The organism is Phocaeicola plebeius DSM 17135 (genome assembly GCF_000187895.1).
Taxonomy (GTDB): domain Bacteria; phylum Bacteroidota; class Bacteroidia; order Bacteroidales; family Bacteroidaceae; genus Phocaeicola; species Phocaeicola plebeius.
This window is the reverse complement of the sequence record NZ_DS990119.1, coordinates 212717-231123: the sequence shown is the minus strand read 5'-3', so window position 1 is coordinate 231123 and position 18407 is coordinate 212717. Positions and strand designations below refer to the sequence as shown.

Annotated in this window: 18 protein-coding genes; 6 read left to right on the top strand and 12 right to left on the bottom strand. The window is 49.1% G+C overall.

Going from position 1 to position 18407, the window contains the following annotated elements:
* Nucleotides 1–423: 423 nt before the first annotated feature.
* The 6 genes from mnmE to BACPLE_RS02220 all read right to left on the bottom strand — a co-directional run bounded on the left by mnmE (nucleotide 424) and on the right by BACPLE_RS02220 (nucleotide 6356).
* Entirely contained in the window at nucleotides 424–1854 is a 1431-nt protein-coding gene (mnmE, locus tag BACPLE_RS02245) for a tRNA uridine-5-carboxymethylaminomethyl(34) synthesis GTPase MnmE (RefSeq protein ID WP_081458089.1), read from the bottom strand.
* Between the two features lie 72 nt (nucleotides 1855–1926).
* Nucleotides 1927–2418 carry a GAF domain-containing protein gene (locus tag BACPLE_RS02240; RefSeq protein WP_007558525.1) on the bottom strand — a complete coding sequence of 164 codons (492 nt, stop codon included), beginning with the start codon at nucleotides 2416–2418 and terminating at the stop codon, nucleotides 1927–1929.
* A 72-nt stretch (nucleotides 2419–2490) separates the two neighbouring features.
* Nucleotides 2491–3369, bottom strand: a complete 879-nt coding sequence (locus tag BACPLE_RS02235) for a nucleoside phosphorylase (RefSeq protein ID WP_007558523.1) — start codon at nucleotides 3367–3369, stop codon at nucleotides 2491–2493.
* Between the two features lie 47 nt (nucleotides 3370–3416).
* Entirely contained in the window at nucleotides 3417–4418 is a 1002-nt protein-coding gene (gene floA / locus BACPLE_RS02230) for a flotillin-like protein FloA (protein WP_007558521.1), read from the bottom strand.
* 41 nt (nucleotides 4419–4459) lie between these two features.
* Nucleotides 4460–4924, bottom strand: coding sequence for an NfeD family protein (locus tag BACPLE_RS02225; RefSeq protein WP_007558520.1), 465 nt, complete (start codon nucleotides 4922–4924; stop codon nucleotides 4460–4462).
* 13 nt (nucleotides 4925–4937) lie between these two features.
* Nucleotides 4938–6356 (bottom strand): CDC27 family protein, encoded by a 1419-nt coding sequence (locus BACPLE_RS02220; protein ID WP_007558518.1) that lies wholly within the window; start codon nucleotides 6354–6356, stop codon nucleotides 4938–4940.
* A 233-nt stretch (nucleotides 6357–6589) separates the two neighbouring features.
* Here BACPLE_RS02220 and BACPLE_RS02215 point away from each other — a divergent pair, with 233 nt between their 5' ends.
* The gene (locus BACPLE_RS02215) at nucleotides 6590–7354 is read left to right on the top strand and encodes an ATP-binding protein (RefSeq protein WP_007558515.1); all 765 of its coding nucleotides are present in this window, start codon (nucleotides 6590–6592) and stop codon (nucleotides 7352–7354) included.
* Nucleotides 7355–7357: 3 nt separating this feature from the next.
* Here the strand turns inward: BACPLE_RS02215 and BACPLE_RS02210 are convergent, their stop codons facing one another.
* Nucleotides 7358–7981 carry a Crp/Fnr family transcriptional regulator gene (locus tag BACPLE_RS02210; protein WP_007558514.1) on the bottom strand — a complete coding sequence of 208 codons (624 nt, stop codon included), beginning with the start codon at nucleotides 7979–7981 and terminating at the stop codon, nucleotides 7358–7360.
* 114 nt (nucleotides 7982–8095) lie between these two features.
* Here BACPLE_RS02210 and hcp point away from each other — a divergent pair, with 114 nt between their 5' ends.
* Nucleotides 8096–9748 (top strand): hydroxylamine reductase, encoded by a 1653-nt coding sequence (gene hcp, locus BACPLE_RS02205; RefSeq protein ID WP_007558512.1) that lies wholly within the window; start codon nucleotides 8096–8098, stop codon nucleotides 9746–9748.
* A gap of 4 nt (nucleotides 9749–9752) precedes the next feature.
* Here the strand turns inward: hcp and BACPLE_RS02200 are convergent, their stop codons facing one another.
* The 5 genes from BACPLE_RS02200 to BACPLE_RS02180 form a co-directional block, all read right to left on the bottom strand.
* Entirely contained in the window at nucleotides 9753–10769 is a 1017-nt protein-coding gene (locus BACPLE_RS02200; protein WP_007558511.1) for a M28 family metallopeptidase, read from the bottom strand.
* Between the two features lie 46 nt (nucleotides 10770–10815).
* On the bottom strand, nucleotides 10816–12723 hold the full coding sequence (locus BACPLE_RS02195; protein WP_007558509.1) for a TonB-dependent receptor: 1908 nt from the start codon (nucleotides 12721–12723) through the stop codon (nucleotides 10816–10818).
* Nucleotides 12724–12853: 130 nt separating this feature from the next.
* Nucleotides 12854–13402 (bottom strand): cyclophilin-like fold protein, encoded by a 549-nt coding sequence (locus BACPLE_RS02190; RefSeq protein ID WP_007558507.1) that lies wholly within the window; start codon nucleotides 13400–13402, stop codon nucleotides 12854–12856.
* 84 nt (nucleotides 13403–13486) lie between these two features.
* On the bottom strand, nucleotides 13487–14308 hold the full coding sequence (locus BACPLE_RS02185) for a carboxymuconolactone decarboxylase family protein (RefSeq protein ID WP_007558505.1): 822 nt from the start codon (nucleotides 14306–14308) through the stop codon (nucleotides 13487–13489).
* A 163-nt stretch (nucleotides 14309–14471) separates the two neighbouring features.
* Nucleotides 14472–15476, bottom strand: a complete 1005-nt coding sequence (locus BACPLE_RS02180) for a virulence RhuM family protein (RefSeq protein WP_007558503.1) — start codon at nucleotides 15474–15476, stop codon at nucleotides 14472–14474.
* A 304-nt stretch (nucleotides 15477–15780) separates the two neighbouring features.
* Here BACPLE_RS02180 and pnuC point away from each other — a divergent pair, with 304 nt between their 5' ends.
* From pnuC to BACPLE_RS02160, 4 genes are all read left to right on the top strand, one after another.
* Nucleotides 15781–16383, top strand: coding sequence for a nicotinamide riboside transporter PnuC (gene pnuC / locus BACPLE_RS02175; protein WP_040312331.1), 603 nt, complete (start codon nucleotides 15781–15783; stop codon nucleotides 16381–16383).
* A 5-nt stretch (nucleotides 16384–16388) separates the two neighbouring features.
* Complete coding sequence (locus BACPLE_RS02170; RefSeq protein WP_007558498.1) at nucleotides 16389–17051, top strand: thiamine diphosphokinase; 663 nt, start codon at nucleotides 16389–16391, stop codon at nucleotides 17049–17051.
* Nucleotides 17052–17267: 216 nt separating this feature from the next.
* Entirely contained in the window at nucleotides 17268–17945 is a 678-nt protein-coding gene (locus tag BACPLE_RS02165; protein ID WP_040312373.1) for an MIP family channel protein, read from the top strand.
* A 78-nt stretch (nucleotides 17946–18023) separates the two neighbouring features.
* Nucleotides 18024–18398 (top strand): DMT family protein, encoded by a 375-nt coding sequence (locus BACPLE_RS02160; protein WP_007558495.1) that lies wholly within the window; start codon nucleotides 18024–18026, stop codon nucleotides 18396–18398.
* The last annotated feature ends 9 nt before the right edge of the window (nucleotides 18399–18407 follow it).

Sequence of the window (18407 nt, the reverse complement as noted above, 5' to 3'; positions counted from 1 at the left end):
AGTCTTTGCCATTACACTGACGTGAGCAATACTGAGTAGCCAATGTATGTGCAATAAAGAGCTTTCCGCAGTACTTACATCGTTTCTGTATCTCCATTGCCGTTTCTGATATTTGTGATAATTTCGCCAACGAAGTCACCCAAAAGTGTCCCAAGGTGTCCCACCACGTCCCAGGGTGTCCCAGCTTGTGCTCTCAATGTCATTTGGACATTTTCCCAGGGTGTCCCAAGGAAGTGACTTCAATGTCATTTAGTCGTAATCGCACCGCTTTTAAATTCCATCGCGGTTCAAATACGGTACAAAAATAGTCGCAATAATTTGAAACGACAAAAAGCTACTCGGAAGTGTTAAAAAATAAAAGTCCCTCAAAATGAGGGACTTATTATAAGTTATTTGAAGATGTTTTGAGTTGTTTAGAGTACTTTATTTACCGATGCAAAAGTGCTTAAAAATATTCCCCAGCACCTCATCCGTCTCAATTGTTCCGCCCACGATTTCTCCCAAGTGATAAAGACATTCGCGAAGGTCTTGTGAAACCAGGTCACCGGAGAGCTGCATGGCTAGTCCGTCTTGTACGCGGTGGATAGCTTCCAGCGCACGGCTTAGTGCTTCGTAGTGGCGGATGTTGCTCACCACCACATCGTTCTGTGAGAGGTCAGGCAGGGCGGCAAAGTCCACCAACTGCTTCTGAAGCTGAGAAAGTCCCTCTTTCTGCTTGGCCGAAAGGGAAAGCACACAAGCATCCTCCGGCAAGTCGGGGAGAGCCGCTTTCAGGCGAGCGAGTTGTTTATCTGCTGAAGAATCAGCCGATGAAAGCAAATCTGCCTTGTTGAAGACAATCACCAAGTGCTTGTTCTTGCAGCGAGGCAAAATCTTGTCGGCCAACTGACGGTATTGCTCTTCGGCACAAGTGGCATCAATAACCCAAAGCACGATGTCGGCCTGATCCAGCTTCTGGAAACTCCGTTCGATGCCTAAACTTTCGATGGTGTCAGTCGTTTCGCGGATACCGGCGGTATCGATAAAGCGGAAGGTGATACCTCCCAAGTTCATGGTATCTTCAATAACATCGCGAGTGGTACCGTGGATGTCACTCACGATGGCACGTTCTTCGTTCAGGAGGGCATTCAGCAGGGTGGACTTACCGGCATTTGTTTCGCCGACGATAGCCACGGGCACTCCGTTTTTCAGGGCATTGCCCACGCTGAACGTATCTACCAAATGATGGATGACTTGCTCAATCTGACGGGCGATGTCTTCCAGTTCCGAACGGTCGGCAAACTCCAGTTCCTCGTGGTCGCTGAAGTCGAGTTCCAGTTCCATGAGGGAGGTGAGGTGGAGCAGCTTGTCGCGCAGGACAGCCAGTTCACGGCTGAATCCGCCGCGCATCTGGTTCATGGCCATGCGGTGGGTAGCGGCAGAGGTGGATGCGATGAGGTCGGCCACGGCTTCGGCCTGGCTCAGGTCCATCTTGCCATTCAAGAAGGCACGCTGGGTATATTCACCCGGTCCGGCGGCACGGCATCCTTGGCGGATAAGGAGCTGCATCACTTGCTGGAGGATGTAGCTCGAGCCGTGGCAGGAGATTTCTGTGGAATCCTGTCCGGTGTAAGAGTGGGGGGCACGGAAAAGGCTGACCAGCACTTCGTCGATGATTTCTCCTTCGGGAGTGAGGATATGGCCGAAGGTGAGGGTATAAGGTGCGCGTTCAGCTAATGGTTTGCCGGAAACGGGCTTAAAGATGCGGTCGGTGAGGGTGATGGCTTCCGGGCCCGACACGCGGATAGTGCCGATGGCTCCACCCTGAGCGGTGGCAATGGCACAGATGGTATCTTCAGTTTGTAATATGTTCACGTGTGTATGTCTTTTTAAAATCCTTGCAAAGATACGGTTTTCGGGTTACATCCGGAAGTGGAGTCGGCAGATTTATGCAGGTTGGTAAAGGGTTTTCACCAGCAGGTCGACTACTTTTTCGAGGTATTCACGGTCGGTTTCATCGAATGTAGCCAGCTGGTCGCTGTCGATGTCGAGCACGCCCCGCACTTCTCCTGCGGCTATCATCGGCACGACGATTTCGGAACGGGAGAGGGAACTGCAGGCAATGTGGCCAGGGAACTTATCTACGTCGGGCACGAGTTGGGTACGGGCTTCAGCCCAAGCGGTGCCGCATACACCGCGTCCTTTCTTGATGCGGTAGCAGGCCACGTTACCCTGAAACGGACCAAGATGGAGCTCGCCTTCGTGTACGAGGTAGAAGCCTACCCAAAAGAATCCGAAGGCTTCTTTCAGGGCGGCACTGGTGTTGGCCAGTACGCTGATTTCGTTTTTCTCGCCTTCAATCAGAGGGGCGAACTGTTCGAGGAACTGAGCGTATCGCTGACGCTTGTCGGTGAGAGTGGATTTAAAACTTGCTTCCATATGAGTGAGTTTTCATACATAAAAACAGGTTCTCTCCCGAAGAAGAGAACCTACTGATTCATAATAAGTTTGTTAGATTCTTTCAAGTACGACTTTAATCAGGTCGTCAATTTTGTTCTTGTATCCGGTGTTGGCTTCCTTGGCTACTCGGTTCGCAATGACCATGCACACGGTGGTAGCTTTATGGCCTTGCAGACGTGCCAGTCCGGCCAGTGCAGAGCTTTCCATCTCGAAGTTGGTGATGCGGTGTCCCTGATACTCGAAGCTCTCGATTTTCTCGTTCTGGTGCGGGTCGGCCAGTGGAATACGGAGCTGGCGTCCTTGCGGACCGAAGAAACCGCCACAGGCTACTGTCACACCACGTACCATGTCTGTACCGGCGATACGGTCTACCAGTTCTTCGTTGGCATGAATCACATAGGGAGCCGGTGCACAGAGATTGCCCGTCCAACCTAAATGGTTAAGCAGAGCACGTTCCATGGGCAGGTCGCACACCGCGTTACGTCCTTCGTAGAAGTTCAGGAGGCCGTCGAATCCTACGGAGATAGCGGAACAGATGTAGGTGCCTACAGGCGTATAAGGTTGCAAACCGCCGCAGGTACCGATACGCACAATTTCCAACTGACGGAAGGTATCGTTTTCTTCACGGGTCTGGAAATTGATGTTGGCCAGTGCGTCGAGTTCATTCATTACGATGTCTACGTTGTCGCATCCGATACCGGTAGAGGTTACCGTGATGCGTTTGCCCTGATAAGTACCGGTCACGGTACGGAACTCACGGCTTTCCACTTCGCATTCTTTGGTGTCGAAATGTGAGGCTACGAGAGCTACACGTCCGGGGTCGCCTACCAGGATGACTTTATCTGCCAGGTGTTCCGGTTTCACGTGGAGGTGGAACACCGAACCATCTTCATTGATGATCAGTTCTGAAGGAGGAAAATACTTTTTCATACGCATTTGTTTTTAGTTAGCAAGTTAAGTGTTTTGTTTCTGTCTTTTTATTTGCCGATGGGTTCATGTCCGGCCGGGTGTGAATCAGGGCGGGCAATGCTGCTTCGCATGTCGGTGTCGGCCTGAATGTTCTTCATCCGGTAGTAGTCCATGATACCGAGGTTGCCGCTGCGGAAGGCTTCTGCCATGGCTTTAGGCACTTCTGCTTCGGCTTGAATTACGTTAGCACGGGCTTCTTCGGCTTTGGCTTTCATTTCCTGCTCCAGGGCAACAGCCATAGCACGACGTTCCTCAGCCTTTGCCTGAGCGATGTTCTTGTCGGCGTTGGCCTGGTCTATCTGTAAGGAAGCTCCGATGTTACGACCTATATCGATGTCGGCAATATCAATGGAAAGGATTTCGAAGGCAGTACCGGCATCCAGTCCCTTACGCAACACAAGTTTGGAGATGGAGTCGGGGTTTTCGAGTACCGATTTGTGGTTTTCGGAAGAACCGATGGAGGAGACGATACCTTCGCCTACACGAGCCAGTACGGTGTCTTCACCGGCACCACCTACCAATTGGCGGATGTTGGCGCGTACGGTTACACGAGCTTTGGCTATCAACTGGATACCGTCTTTGGCTACAGCGGTTACAGGAGGTGTGTCAATGACTTTCGGGTTGACTGACATCTGTACGGCTTCGAACACGTCACGTCCGGCTAGGTCGATTCCGGTGGCCATCTGGAAAGACAGGTCGATATTGGCTTTTGATGCCGATACCAGCGCATGTACTACCTTTTCCACGTGTCCGCCGGCCATGTAGTGAGCTTCCAGCTCGTCGCGCGTAATGGTGCTCAGTCCGGCCTTGTGGGCTTCAATCATGGCAGGCACAATGACGTAAGGCGGTACGTTACGGATACGCATCAGGAACAGCTGGATAAGCGAAATCTTTACTCCTGACACCTTGGCCGAAAGCCAAAGAAAGAAAGGTACATAGTGAAAGAATATGACCAGGAAGATAATGGCACCTCCGGCCAGTATAAACGGAAGATAAGCGGGATTAATCATATAACTTAGATTTAAAAGTGAATACAAAAAGGGAGAGGAGATTAGGCCTGCTTCACGTAAACAGTAGTTTCGTTGATACGGACAATTTCTACCGGTGTTTTTTCGTCGATGAATCCGTCGGCCGATTGCACCTCGATGATGTGTCCGTTGAAGTCGGCATTACCTATCAGGGTCAGGCGGGTGACGCTCATGCCTTTGTCACCGGGTTTCAGGTCCATTCCTTCAAAAGGTGAGGGACGGTAGTCGAGCGTTTTCTTCAGCGACAGGCGGTCTACGGTCTTTGAGCGCATGAACCACCACGTGACGCCGATGATGCCCAACAGGGAAACTCCTAAGGTAATGAATCCTGCCTCCGAACCGAGTGATGTAAAGGCGGAATAGATGGCATACAGGATGCATACCGCCGACCCGATTCCCGCTATGCTGATGCCGGGAATCAGGAAGACCTCTATGGCAAAAAGTATCAATCCGCCTACGATGAGTGCAATGATAATCAGTGTTTCCATGGTTATGTGAATATTAAGGATTTTTGAGTTTGCGGATTTCCGTGTTCCGGATGTCGAGGGTCAGACGAGCTATCTCCTCGCGCAATTCCTTTACCCGTTTTTCCTGATCTAGTATACCGGGAGTCAGCTGACCTTTTGTACTCTGATTACCAGAAGCGTACTTGGCCCGTACTCTGTCAAGTGCATCAATCATCGTATCCAAATCCTTTTCCTTCTGCTGGAGCAACTGATATTTCTTTCGTGCATCAGCCGATCGGAAATCACTAAGTGTGTAATAAATAGCATTATCGTCCACCACGAAACGGAAGTCACCTTTCTTCTGGGTTTCATTGCCTCCGTACATCACTTGTGCCAGTTGCTGTTTGGCGATGCGTACCTTGTCGGCATCGTTCCAGGTGTGACGGATACCATTCAGCATGGCAACGTTGGTCAGCAGCGCAGGATCGGTGGTGTCATAGTCGTACACCCGCTTGGAATTGTTGGGGGCAAACACATACACACAGACTTTTCCTTCCGGCTGATAGCGGTCGGAAGCAAACCAGCCCAAGTCGTTGAAGTCGTCGATGGCATACATGTAATCATTGAAAGGAGAGTTGAACGGTAATCCCATGTTGTCGGGCTTCAGGTAGCTTCCATCCTCTGCGTCATAGCGGGTAATGAAAATATCGTATCCGCCTAAACTGGCTTCGCCCTTGGCTGCAAAATACAAGGTAATGCCATCGGAGTTCATGAACGGATAGTTCAGGTCGGTACCCACCTCTTCCAGTCCTTTGACTTTCTCCGGCACACTCCAGTCTCCGCCTAATGTAGCGCTGGAGTACAGCACCTTCTGGTTGGTTCCCGGCAAACGGTGGGAAAGTATCTTCTTGTCCTTCATCCCGTTCGTAAATTCCGTGCAGTCGCTTTCTCCTGTCAAACCGATTTTTCCAGATTCTTCGTGGATTTTATAAGCTTCAAGAAAATTCGCTTTATCGACTACAAAACTATCAATTACGGCCACATTCTCTACGCCTCTTATCATACGAGCTCCCATGCGGTAGCGATTCATCAAGCCTTCCACTTCAGAAGCGTCACGATTTTTTCTTTCCAGCCAATAGATATGTTCATCCAGATTCTCAATGGCTTCGTCAAAACGGTAGAGGTCGGCATACGCCTTGCTCAGATAAAGATAACCGTTGATTACCTTGCGTTCGGCACTCTTTTCCAGATAAGGAAGTGATTCCTGCAGTTCGCCTGTCTCGTAACAGCAGGCGCCGTACCAGAAATTGTAATTGGCATTCGAAGGAGACTGTTTCACCAGACGCTTGAACACGGGTTTGGCCTTATCGAATTCTTTATTGTTGAACCATTTCTGTGCCTGGCTTAAGCTTTGGGCAGAAGTTCCTCCTGCGCAACAAAGAGCCAGCAGGGGAAGCAAATATCTTTTTTTCATCGTTTCTGTGTCTAAAAGTTTCTCAAATGTAGGAATATTCTTGGAATTATGCCATTTTCTGTTCTGCTATTTTTCATTCAGGCAGAACTTTTGTGTGTTTATTTTTGCGAATGTAGTAAATAATGCGCTATTGTCAAAGCGTACGCTCCGGCTGACTTGATAAAAATCTGTAACGAGAACCTGTGGTTCGGGCGTTTTTTCGTAAATTCGTCGCCGTTTTAACAACATACGATATGGGAAAAATGACGGAAGAAGACCGCCTGATGCGCCGCATCAACCAGCGGTTTATGAAAGGAGTGATGAATTACAAGCTGATAGAAGAGGGCGACCGCATTCTGGTGGGGCTTTCGGGAGGAAAGGATTCGCTGGCCTTGCTGGAGTTGCTGGCCCGACGTTCGCGCATCTACAAGCCGAAGTTTTCGGTGGTGGCGGCGCACGTGGTGATGAAGAACATTGCTTATGAATCCGACCAGACTTACTTGCGCGAATATGCCGAAAGTTTGGGAGTGCCCTACGTGTGTTATGAAACGGAGTTCGATCCGTCGACCGATACGCGAAAGTCGCCGTGCTTTCTCTGCTCATGGAATCGCCGCAAGGCCCTTTTCACCGTGGCCAAAGAGCAGGGATGCAACAAAATCGCTTTGGGACATCACATGGACGACATACTGGAAACCCTGCTGATGAACATGACCTTTCAGGGAGCATTCAGCACCATGCCGCCGCGCCTGGTGATGCGTAAGTTCGACATGACCATTATCCGCCCCATGTGTCTGGTACACGAGGCCGACCTGAAAGAGATGGCCGCTCTCCGTGGTTTCCGCAAGCAGGTGAAGAACTGCCCGTACGAGAAAGATTCTCACCGTTCGGATATGAAAGAGGTGCTGGCACGCCTGGAAGCCATGAATCCGGAGGCTCGCTATAGCTTGTGGGGAAGCATGAACAACATCCAGTACGATATGCTTCCGATAGAAATAGAAGAAAACGGCTCACTCAAATAAATGTCAGTCGGCAGAATGAAGAATCACCTGTTTGCCGGACATGGTGACTTTTCCTTCGGCAATCAGTTCTGACAAGGCACGGGCCAGTGACGGACGTGCCACTCCTAAGATAAAGGCTACTTCCTGCTGGTTGTGGATGCCACCGTGCATTTTCAGGTAGTTCAGCAGGCGTGATTTCAAGCTTTGCAAGGCAAACTCGTTGAGTTTTCGGCTCAGGAACAAACTCCGGTCGGATATCGTGGCTATGAAATTCCGCATTACAGCCGGCTGGGCATGCATAAACTCCTCAAAACGTGTCCGGTCCATTACAAGTACCTCACAAAGTTCTGTAGCTTCCACATTCACCGGAAAACGATTCTCCGAGGCATAGATAAAAGCCGGTGCCAGAATGTCAGGTGCCTTAATCCAGTCTATGGTGAGCTGCTTGCCCTCGGCATTCTCCATTTGTGTCCTCACATGTCCCTTTATCAGAATAAATAAGGAACGGCACACGTCGCCCTGACGGGCAATGAATTCTCCTTCCTTATATGTGCGTAGGCTGTTCGGGGCTTCACGGAGCAATTGATAAAGTGCCTCCGGGTCACAGCCTTCAAACAAGCCCATTCGGTTCAAAATTTCGGTATGCATATTTCTTTTAACTTTTCTTTGGGTTGTGTGTCACATAGGTGACAGAAATCCCGTGCAGGATTCCTCATCTTTGCGCAAACTTAATGAAAAATCAATAATAACCCAAGAAAGAATATGGAAGGAAATATGTTTTGTTACCAGTGTCAGGAAGCGGCTAAAGGCACTGGATGTGTGTTGCGAGGAGTATGCGGAAAGAAAGATACCACCGCACGCTACATGGATTTGTTGCTCTTTGTGGTACGCGGCGTGTCGGTGGCTGCCGATGCCTTGCGCACGAAGGGACACGAAGTGGAAGCCGGTACGAATGGGTTTGTCACCGACGCACTTTTCTCTACAATTACCAATGCCAATTTTGACGATGAAAGTATCCTGGCTCGTGTGAGAAAGGGACTGGAACTGCGCGATCGTCTGAAGGCACGTGCCGTGGAAGCAGGTATCGTCTTACCGGAAGCGGATGAACTGACATGGAACGGTAAAGAGGAAGAATACCTGTCCAAGTCAGCTTCCGTAGGAGTGTTGAGAGAACCGAACGAGGACCTTCGCTCGTTGAAAGAACTGCTGATGTACGGACTGAAGGGAATGGCAGCTTACCACGAACATGCCATGCGTCTGGGATTTGCTGACGAGGCCATTCATGCCTTTATGCAATCGGCTTTGGCGCGTATTACCACACAGACAATGGGAGCAGACGAACTCGTGGCTTTGGTACTTGAGGCTGGACAGTACGGAGTACAGGTAATGGCTTTGCTGGACCGTGCCAACACCACCCGCTACGGGCATCCGGAACTGACGAAGGTAAACATCGGAGTAGGGAAGAATCCAGGTATCCTGATCAGCGGACACGACTTGCACGACCTGGAGGAGCTTTTGCGCCAGACTGAAGGTACGGGAGTAGACGTATACACGCATAGCGAAATGCTCCCGGGGCACTATTATCCGGCCTTCAAGAAATACAAGCATTTTGTAGGAAATTATGGAAATGCCTGGTGGAAGCAGCGCGAAGAGTTTACGGCATTCAACGGCCCGATTGTGTTCACCACCAACTGTATCGTGCCGCCACTGGAAAATGCGACTTATAAGGAACGGATGTTTACGGCTAATTCAACGGGGTATCCCGGCTGCAAGCATATTGCCACGGATGCCGAGGGACACAAGGATTTTTCAGAGGTCATCGCACTGGCCAAACAATGCCAGCCGCCTGTAGAGCTGGAGCAGGGAGAGATTATCGGCGGATTTGCCCATAATCAGGTGATGCAACTAGCTGATAAGGTAGTAGAAGCCGTGAAGAGCGGTGCCATTCGCAAATTTGTGGTCATGGCTGGATGCGACGGACGCATGAAGAGCCGCGATTACTATGCCGACTTTGCTCAGGCACTTCCGAAAGATACGGTCATCCTTACGGCCGGTTGCGCGAAGTACCGTTACAACAAGCTTCCGTTAGGCGATATTCAAGGAATTCCCCGTGTGCTTGATGCCGGACAATGTAACGACAGCTACTCACTGGCCGTCATTGCCCTGAAGCTGAAGGAAGTCTTCCAGTTGAACGACATCAACGAACTCCCCATTGTGTACAACATTGCCTGGTACGAACAGAAGGCGGTCATCGTCCTGCTGGCCCTGTTGAGCCTGGGCGTGAAACATATTCACCTGGGACCTACCTTACCGGCTTTCCTCTCACCAAACGTAGCCAAAGTACTGGTAGAACAGTTCGGCATCGGAGGCATTACTACCCCCGAAGCGGACATGAAACTGTTCGGTATCTGTTGACGGCCTAATACGATTTCTCGTTAGCCAGGTTCCAAGCGTTGAGGAAAGAAGCCTTGGTAATTTCCACCACCTTCTCCCAGTTCAGCTTGTCGGCATGGTCAGAAGGCTGGTGGTAATCCGGATGTCCGTCAGTATGATACCAAATGATGGGAATGTCGTGTACGGCAAACGAAGCATTGTCACTTCCTCCCACCGGACGGTCCCACGGGCGGTAATCCGGTTGCAGTTTCAACCCGTAACGGGCAATGTCATCCTTGAGCCACTGGCCCAGTGCCGGATGTGCTTCCGTATAGAAATACACCACGTGCTCAGGTTGTTCCGGCCGATTGTTCCGGCCAATCATATCGAAATTCAAATAACCTTTGATATCCTTTATAAAATCGCAGTGCTGCATGAAATACTTAGAGCCTAAGAGTCCTTTCTCTTCTCCATCCCAAAATGCGATGATGACGTTGCGCAGGGGCTTTTTGCCACTGGCCTGAAAAGCACGGGCAATCTGCATCACGGCCGATACACCCGACGCATTGTCATCGGCTCCGTTGTAGATTTTGTCACCTGCCAGTGTTTCATCAATTCCCAAGTGGTCGAAATGCGCGCCTACCACCACGTACTCATTGGTCCGTTCTCCTGGAATCATGCCCAACACATTGGCCATGCGGAGCGAACGGTGCGTACCCTGTTTCAACTGGGCAATGGAATCGGGATGTACCTGCCAGCGGCCTTTCTGCTGCCGTTCCTTGGCACAGGCTTCGAATGGCTGGTAATACGAACCATCATACAGAGGAGCGATGCCAGCTTCCTGAAGACAGGAAACCAGATAGCGGGCTGCCACACGCGAACCAATCATGCCGGCTTCACGTCCTTGCAGCGCGTCATCGGCCAGAAAGCCTACAATGGCCTCGGCAGAAGGGCGGTTGATACTCTTCAGACCTTTTTCTACGGCGGTCTGTGCCTGAAGGAAAGATGTACCGCATGAGCCTATCGCCCACACCAGTAGGAGAGAAGTGATTGTCTTTTTCATAATGAGAGCAAAAATAGGCAGAACTTATGAATTTCACAAACTTATCCTAAAAATTGAGATTGATTCCAGCCATCACAGTGGCACGCGGCATGGGATACCCGGCATTGATTTCATATTTCTGTGCCAACAGGTTTTCACCACGTGCCCAGATGTCCAGCCAGCGGTTCACACGGAAGGTGGCACGCAGGTTCCAAAGCACGAAATCTTCGGTCACCACGGGGTCCGTCTGCGTATAAAGTCCGGCAATGTATTGCAGACCCGTAGATACGTTCCACCGCCCTTGCGAGAAACTGGTTCCGACATAAAGTTTATGTTCCGGAGCGGCGATGACCGGATTCTTCATGTGAAGATAGCTGTAATTTCCGTCTACCGACCAGTGGCAGTCGATACGGTAGGCAGCCTGTACTTCTACACCCGCATTTTCTATCTCTCCGGAGTTCTGGTTCAGCATACCGCTTCCGTGAGGATTCGGCAACGTCTGGATAAGGTTCTTTCCGTCAATGAAGAACAGATTGACACCATACTGTAGTCTGCCGTGCATCAATCGCTGTGAGAAGGCCAGCTCATAGTTCCACATAGATTCCGGTTGCAGGTCAGGGTTTTGTGGCGGGAACATGTACATTTCCCGAAGGATAGGGTAGCGGAAGCCTTTTGAAGCCGATGCCTTCAGTTCCATAGCTTGTGGCAGATGAAAAGCCAGACCGACCTGCGGCACCCATTCCGTTCCCACACGCGAATGATGGTCTACCCGGAGTCCGGCATTGAACGTCAGCCACGAACGGATGTCCTGACGCAAGTCCACGTATCCAGCCAGTTCATCTTCCTGCTTATCCACCAAGTCGGCAGACGTACCCGCATTTTCTCCACTCACATACTCATTCCACGCATGTCCTCCGTAGCGGAACCAGTCGAAACCAAAGGTAATGCGGTTTCCCTCGAAGAATCGGGTACTTTGATAGAGCGAAACACCCATCATGTGGTCGCGGGAGTTGAAGCGGGCATCTTGCGGACCCTCTCCGGCAGAAGGAGTGTATCCGTCGTTAATCCAGTGGTTCCCCCAGTTATAGAAAAAACTCCATGCGCCGGAAGTCTTTTTGTAGCGGTTCTCCATAGCAAAAGAAGTGACTCCACGCGTAATGCGCTGGTCGCCGTCGAGTAACGGAGCAGTTATCGGACCGGGATAGGAGGCATTGAAATGTGTCACGTCTACATCTCCATGCAGGTTCCAGTGTTCAACCACTTCATATCCCAGCTTGGCATATCCACCGTACTGTTCAAATCCCATATCGGTCCGATGCCCGTCGGTACGATTGTAGGAGCCCGATACCACGCTCGAGAATCGTCCCTTGCGGACACGGTTGGTCAGTTCCGTTTCCAGTGTGTTATACGAACCATAACCCGCATGAAGGTGTGTATCTACTCCGTCTTCCTGCATCTTCCGTGTCACAATATTGATCACGCCTCCCATGGCATTCGAACCGTAAAGTACCGAGGCTGGTCCTCTCAATACCTCTACGCGCTCGGCCAGAAACGACTGGTAGGCATCGGCTATCGGATGACCGAAAATCCCTGCATATTGCGGATGACCGTCAATCATGACCATCAACCGGGCCGTACCTCCACTCAGTCCGCGCAGAGAAATGCCACCCGCCGCTCCGGTAGATACGCCGTAGCCCATGATGCCTCGCGAAGTGACAAAGAGTCCGGGCACCTGTTCAGTAAGCACGGGCAGCAAAGACGGTTGCAAGGCACTTTCTATCTGGGCGCGTCCCACTACCGACACAGTTTGTGAAAGATGTCGTACATCCGTCTCATGGCGTGCGCCGGTCACTACCACCTCATCTATCTGGTGAATCTTGTTTGTCAATGAAAGTGTATCTCGTTGTGGTTTCTGGGCCATTCCTGCATGGCAGGCCAGGCCGAGCAGTAAAACAGGTATCGTTCGTTTTTTCATTCAAGTCGTTAATTAAATGTATGCACGTAAAAGGATGCAAAAGTAAAAAATCCTATAAAAAACAAATTGCTCAGAGCCAATATAATTGCCCCTGAGCAAAACCTTATTCTAATTCTTTTTATCAAGTTTTTTATTCTGCTAACGAGAGGGTTACGGTAACTTCTCCTTTGCCACCCAGCAAATCCAGCATCTCATTGCGGCTGGACACGCCATCCACCTTTCCCAAGCGGGTAAAGTTCCATGAATTCGTATCGTAATAAATAACAAACGAATTGCCCTGATACAGAATCAGGTCGCCGGGAGATGTGGTTGTCTGCCGGTCATTTCTTGGCAAGGAAAAGCCTAAAGAGCCCACCTTTTCCATATCTCCGTAATCATTCATGCGAATGTCTACACTTCCTTGCGCCAATTGTTTCATCAGCGTCTCTGTAGATGAATTCTTTACTAATGTAGCTGTAAAAGAGCGACCGTTCACGGTCAGTTTAAGTGTATTATTTTCCATAGGAGTATCTTCATTTTCATCGTTTTCAGGATGTTCATTGGTTTCACTGTCTCCGGCATTCCCCGACTGTTCGGGGGTGTTCGTTTCAGGTGCAGACGGGGCATCGTCCGAAGGATTGCAGGCAAACAGGGTCATGCCGGCAAAAAGCAGAAGCGGGAATAACAAGATTCTCTTCATAAATAAAAATGTAGGTGACAGAAAAGGGAAGAGAGAAAGGTCATCGGCCCCGGCAAAGCCGAAAGGCCGATGACGCTGGATAGATTATTGCAGTTTACTATATTCTTCGTCTGAAACAGGTTCCAGCCATTCGTTCGAAGTGTTTTCTCCTTCCACTTCGAATGCCAGGTGTGCAAACCAGCTGTCGGCTGCTGCCCCGTGCCAGTGCTTCACACCGGCAGGAATATGAATCACCGTGCCCGGCAGAATCTGTACGGCAGGTTTGCCTTCTTCCTGATACCAGCCACGGCCAGCCACTCCGATAAGCATCTGTCCGCCGCCTTTAGTCGCCCGGTGAATATGCCAGTTATTGCGGCATCCTGGTTCAAAGGTCACATTGAATACCGGCACCTGTTCCTTCGAAACCGGAGCCAGGTAACTCTGACCGATAAAGTATTGTGCAAATGCTGTATTCGGTTCTCCAATTGGGAAAATCATTTCGCGCTGGAAAGCTGCCTTTGCCTCTTCTCCGGTTATATCTTCCGCCCAAACTTCCTTGGCCTGACGGAAAGCGGCCCATGCTTTCGGCCATCCGGCATAAAAGGCAATGTGCGTAATGATTTCCGAGATTTCCGTACGGGTGATGCCGTTCTGCTTGGCAGTCTGCAAGTGATAAGTCAGTGAACTGTCGGTAATACCCTGACTGATAAGTGAAGTGATGGTGACCAGACTCCGGTCGCGCAGACCGAGTTTGTCGGTACGGCTCCACACCTCACCGAAAAGTACATCATCATTAAGTTCCGCGAATTTAGGAGCAAAATCTCCCAGCTGATCGCGTCCAGCTGTCTGTTTAATCGTTTCCTGTGCCATAATAGTTGTACTGTTTATTACCCATGCGGCAAGCGCAAGGACCATTTGTATTTTCATAATGGTATGAGTTATTGGTTTGTCTTCTTTTTCAATGGCAAAGTTAACCGATTAATATGGGGAGAATGTATACCATTTACAGATGTTTATACCCGAATTGTGGAAAGTGTTTTCAGGTATTGCATAATATTCGCTATAAAAATAGCCTTTAGGAAATGATAACCTATCTGTTTTTCAGCTTTTTCTGTTCCTTTTCAAAATTCTCTAAGAAATGAATCTCTACAGGCGAAAGACTATAAGTAGTTCTTTCCTTGAACTTATCGTATTCCGTATCTGCTTTCTGCTTTGCCAACTCAGCAGAAATTTTTCCAGCATGGCTTAACAGCTCTTTTCCAGAAAGCTTTAGAAAATCGTCCAGCTTTTGAATCCAGTCCTTCATATACATGGGCTTGTGCGATTTAGCCTGAAGTTCGGCAAAATCCAAGTATAGACTGACGATTCTGTTGAGCGTATCCAACTCATCAGAAGAAAGATAGTTCTTCGCTATTTCTGCATCCGTACGTTTGGGCAATGATCCCGTCCATGAAGTCAATCCCATAAAATCTTTTTCAGCGTTAGCACGCTCGTATATAATTTCGGCAGCGGTATGACCATGTACAGAGAAATGCATTTTGTTTTGTACAGTCTTGAAGAACTGCATGGTAGCTTCAGTGCGCGGGTCATAATCAATGCTTAAGGCGTATATTTCAAGTATTTTGCGATAGAAAACCTTTTCCGAAGAACGGATGTCACGGATACGACTGAGTAGCTCGTCGAAATAGTTTCCTCCGCCAGCACTTTTCAGCAAATCATCGTTCATGGCAAATCCTTTTACAAGATATTCACGCAGAACTTGTGTAGCCCAAATTCTGAACTGTACGCCACGATGCGACTTGACACGATAACCTACACTGATTATCATGTCAAGGTTATAATATGCCACCTGATATTTTTTATTGTCAGCGGCAGTTGTTGCAAAAAATGCAACAACTGAATCCGGATTCAATTCTCCATCCTCGAATACATTCTTTATATGTCTTGAAATAGTCGATTTGTTTCTCTGAAACAATTCTGCCATCTGGTCGGTAGTAAGCCACACTGTATCATTGCATAGCGTTACTTCTATTCTTGATTTGCCATCCTCTGTCTGGTAGAGAATTATATTTCCATTGTTAGGCTGCTCATTCATGGTTGATTTCCTTTTTTACGGATACACCTGTCACATTACTTGTAGAACAACTATCAAATAAGATTGAATATTTTATTTTTTCCCAATGTTCAATCTTATTCCACAAAATGTTCAATCCACTGAACAAAAATGTTCAATCAATTTCAAAGATACAAAAATATTACTCTGCACAAGAAAAAACTCTTCTAAACAACCATTTACTCGCTTTCTACTATCGTTGGCTAGGTTGCGTCTTCGCATAGTCAAAATCAGAAAACAATTCTTTCTATTTGCCGCTGCACTCGGCTTATACTATCTTTGCACCATGAATTACCTGGAAGTGTTTGGAACCCTCGTAGGGTTAGTCTATTTATGGCTGGAGTACCGTGCCAGCATTTACCTGTGGCTTGCCTGTATTGTGATGCCTGCCGTCTATCTGGTGGTGTATTATCAGGCCGGACTGTATGCCGATTTTGGAATCAACGTGTATTACCTGCTGGCTTCGGTGTATGGCTGGATAGCCTGGAGCAGAGGAAGGAAAAAGAAGAACATACAGCAGGCTGAAGAAGAAACACCCATTACACGCATGCCGCGCAAGGTATATTTCCCCTTGACAGCCGTGTTTATTCTGTGCTGGGTGGTTATTGCCTGGATATTGATTACATGGACAGACAGCAGTGTGCCCTGGACGGACAGTTTCACTACGGCACTGAGCATCATAGCCATGTGGATGCTGGCCCGCAAATATGTGGAACAGTGGGGAGCCTGGATGATTGTGGACTGGGTGTGCTGCGGACTGTACATCTACAAGGGGCTGTATTTCACTTCGGCACTGTACGGGCTTTATGCGGTAGTGGCCTTTTTCGGATGGAGAAAGTGGCTGAATCTGATGACGGAACAGGCATATAACCAAACTAATAAAGAGTAAAAACTATGAATGACATAAAGAATGAAAATGAGCGACTGACTTTGCCGTTTGTTCCTGAAGCGGTGATAGTAGGAAACGGAGACTTCCCTTCACATCCGTTCCCATTGGCTGTGCTCGATCAGGCACCTTGTGTGGTGTGTTGCGACGGGGCAGCGAATGCGCTGGCCGACAGCGGACGTGTGCCCGACTGGATTGTGGGCGACGGTGATTCACTTTCGGAAGAGAACCGGATTCGTTTTCACGACCGGATTCATCGCATTCCGGACCAGGAGACCAACGACCAGACTAAGGCGGTGATGTTTCTGCTATCGCAAGGGATAAAGCGAATTGTCCTCGTAGGGGCTACGGGCAAACGGGAGGACCATACACTGGGAAATATCAGTCTGCTTATGGAATATCAGCAGATGGGGGCGGAAGTGGTGATGCTGACCGACTATGGTTTCTTCATTCCTGCCACAGGTGATAAGGTATTTGCCGGATTCCCCAGACAGCAGGTATCTGTCTTTAATTTTGGGGCAATACAACTTCGAAGCGAAGGATTAAAATATCCTATTTATGATTTTCACTCTTTATGGCAAGGTACGCTTAATGAAGTGGAACACTGCAGTTTCCACATTACAGCGAAAGGAAGTTACCTGGTGTATTGTACCTACGAACCAAAGGCGTAAAAAACGTAAGTGCGTTTGACTCAAAACGTCAAAGAGTTTTACTTCAAACGCAAGTACGTTTGGACTCAAACGGCCTTACGTTTTCCCTGAAACGTACTTGAGTTTTCCAGCACACTCCTTTCTGTCTGATTTTTAAGTTAATAAATCATTAGCAATCTTGCTTTTCTCCAGCAAAAATACTAAATTAGGGCATCGTGAACTTTAAATGTAATGCCTATGAAAAAGTATGTAGCTGAACTAATCGGAACTATGGTTCTTGTACTGCTAGGCTGCGGTAGCGCCGTATTTGCAGGAGGAGTGGCCGACACAGTGGGTGCCGGTGTAGGAACCATCGGAGTGGCCATGGCATTCGGTCTTTCTGTCATCGCCATGGCATATACCATAGGAAACATTTCCGGCTGCCACATCAATCCGGCCATTACACTGGGTGTATGGCTGTCGGGAGGCATGAAAACGAAACGGGCGTTGATGTACATGCTGTTTCAGGTTGTGGGCGCCATTATCGGTTCACTGATTCTCACGCTGCTGGTATCGACCGGTGCACATGGAGGACCGACGGCTACAGGCTCCAACAGCTTTGCATCTGATGCTATGGGGCAGGCGTTCCTGGCCGAAGCCGTGTTTACCTTTATCTTTGTGCTGGTGGCGCTGGCTGCCACGGACGAAAAGAAAGGGGCTGGCAATCTGGCCGGACTGGCCATCGGACTTACGCTGATACTGATTCACATCGTGTGTATACCGATTACGGGCACGTCCGTGAACCCGGCACGAAGCATCGGACCGGCTCTGATGGAAGGCGGGCAAGCCATCGAACAACTTTGGCTATTTATCGTGGCACCTTTCGTGGGAGCGGCTTTCAGTGCACTGGTGTGGAAATTCCTTCGTACTGAATGAGTAAAGACGCAAGGATAGCATGTCTTTTTCATTTAAAAAACGTATCTTTGCAGCCGATTTTTAAATAAGGAAAAAGATATGCTATCACAAGGTATTTATTCGATTGTTTTACTGATTTTCTCGAACATCTTCATGACGTTTGCCTGGTATGGCCATTTGAAGATGCGTGAAGAGTTCAGCTGGTTTGCTTCACTGCCGCTGATTGGGGTGATTGCGTTCAGCTGGGCCATTGCTTTTTTTGAATACTGTCTGCAGGTTCCGGCCAACCGTCTGGGGTTCAGAGACAGTGGGGGACCGTTTGACATCATGCAGCTGAAAGTGATTCAGGAGGTGATTACGCTGGCCGTGTTTACCATTTTCTCCATGATTGCGTTCAAGATGGAGCTGAAATGGAACCATCTGGCTGCATTTTTCTGCCTGATACTGGCTGTGTATTTCGTATTCAAGAAGTGAGATAAGACG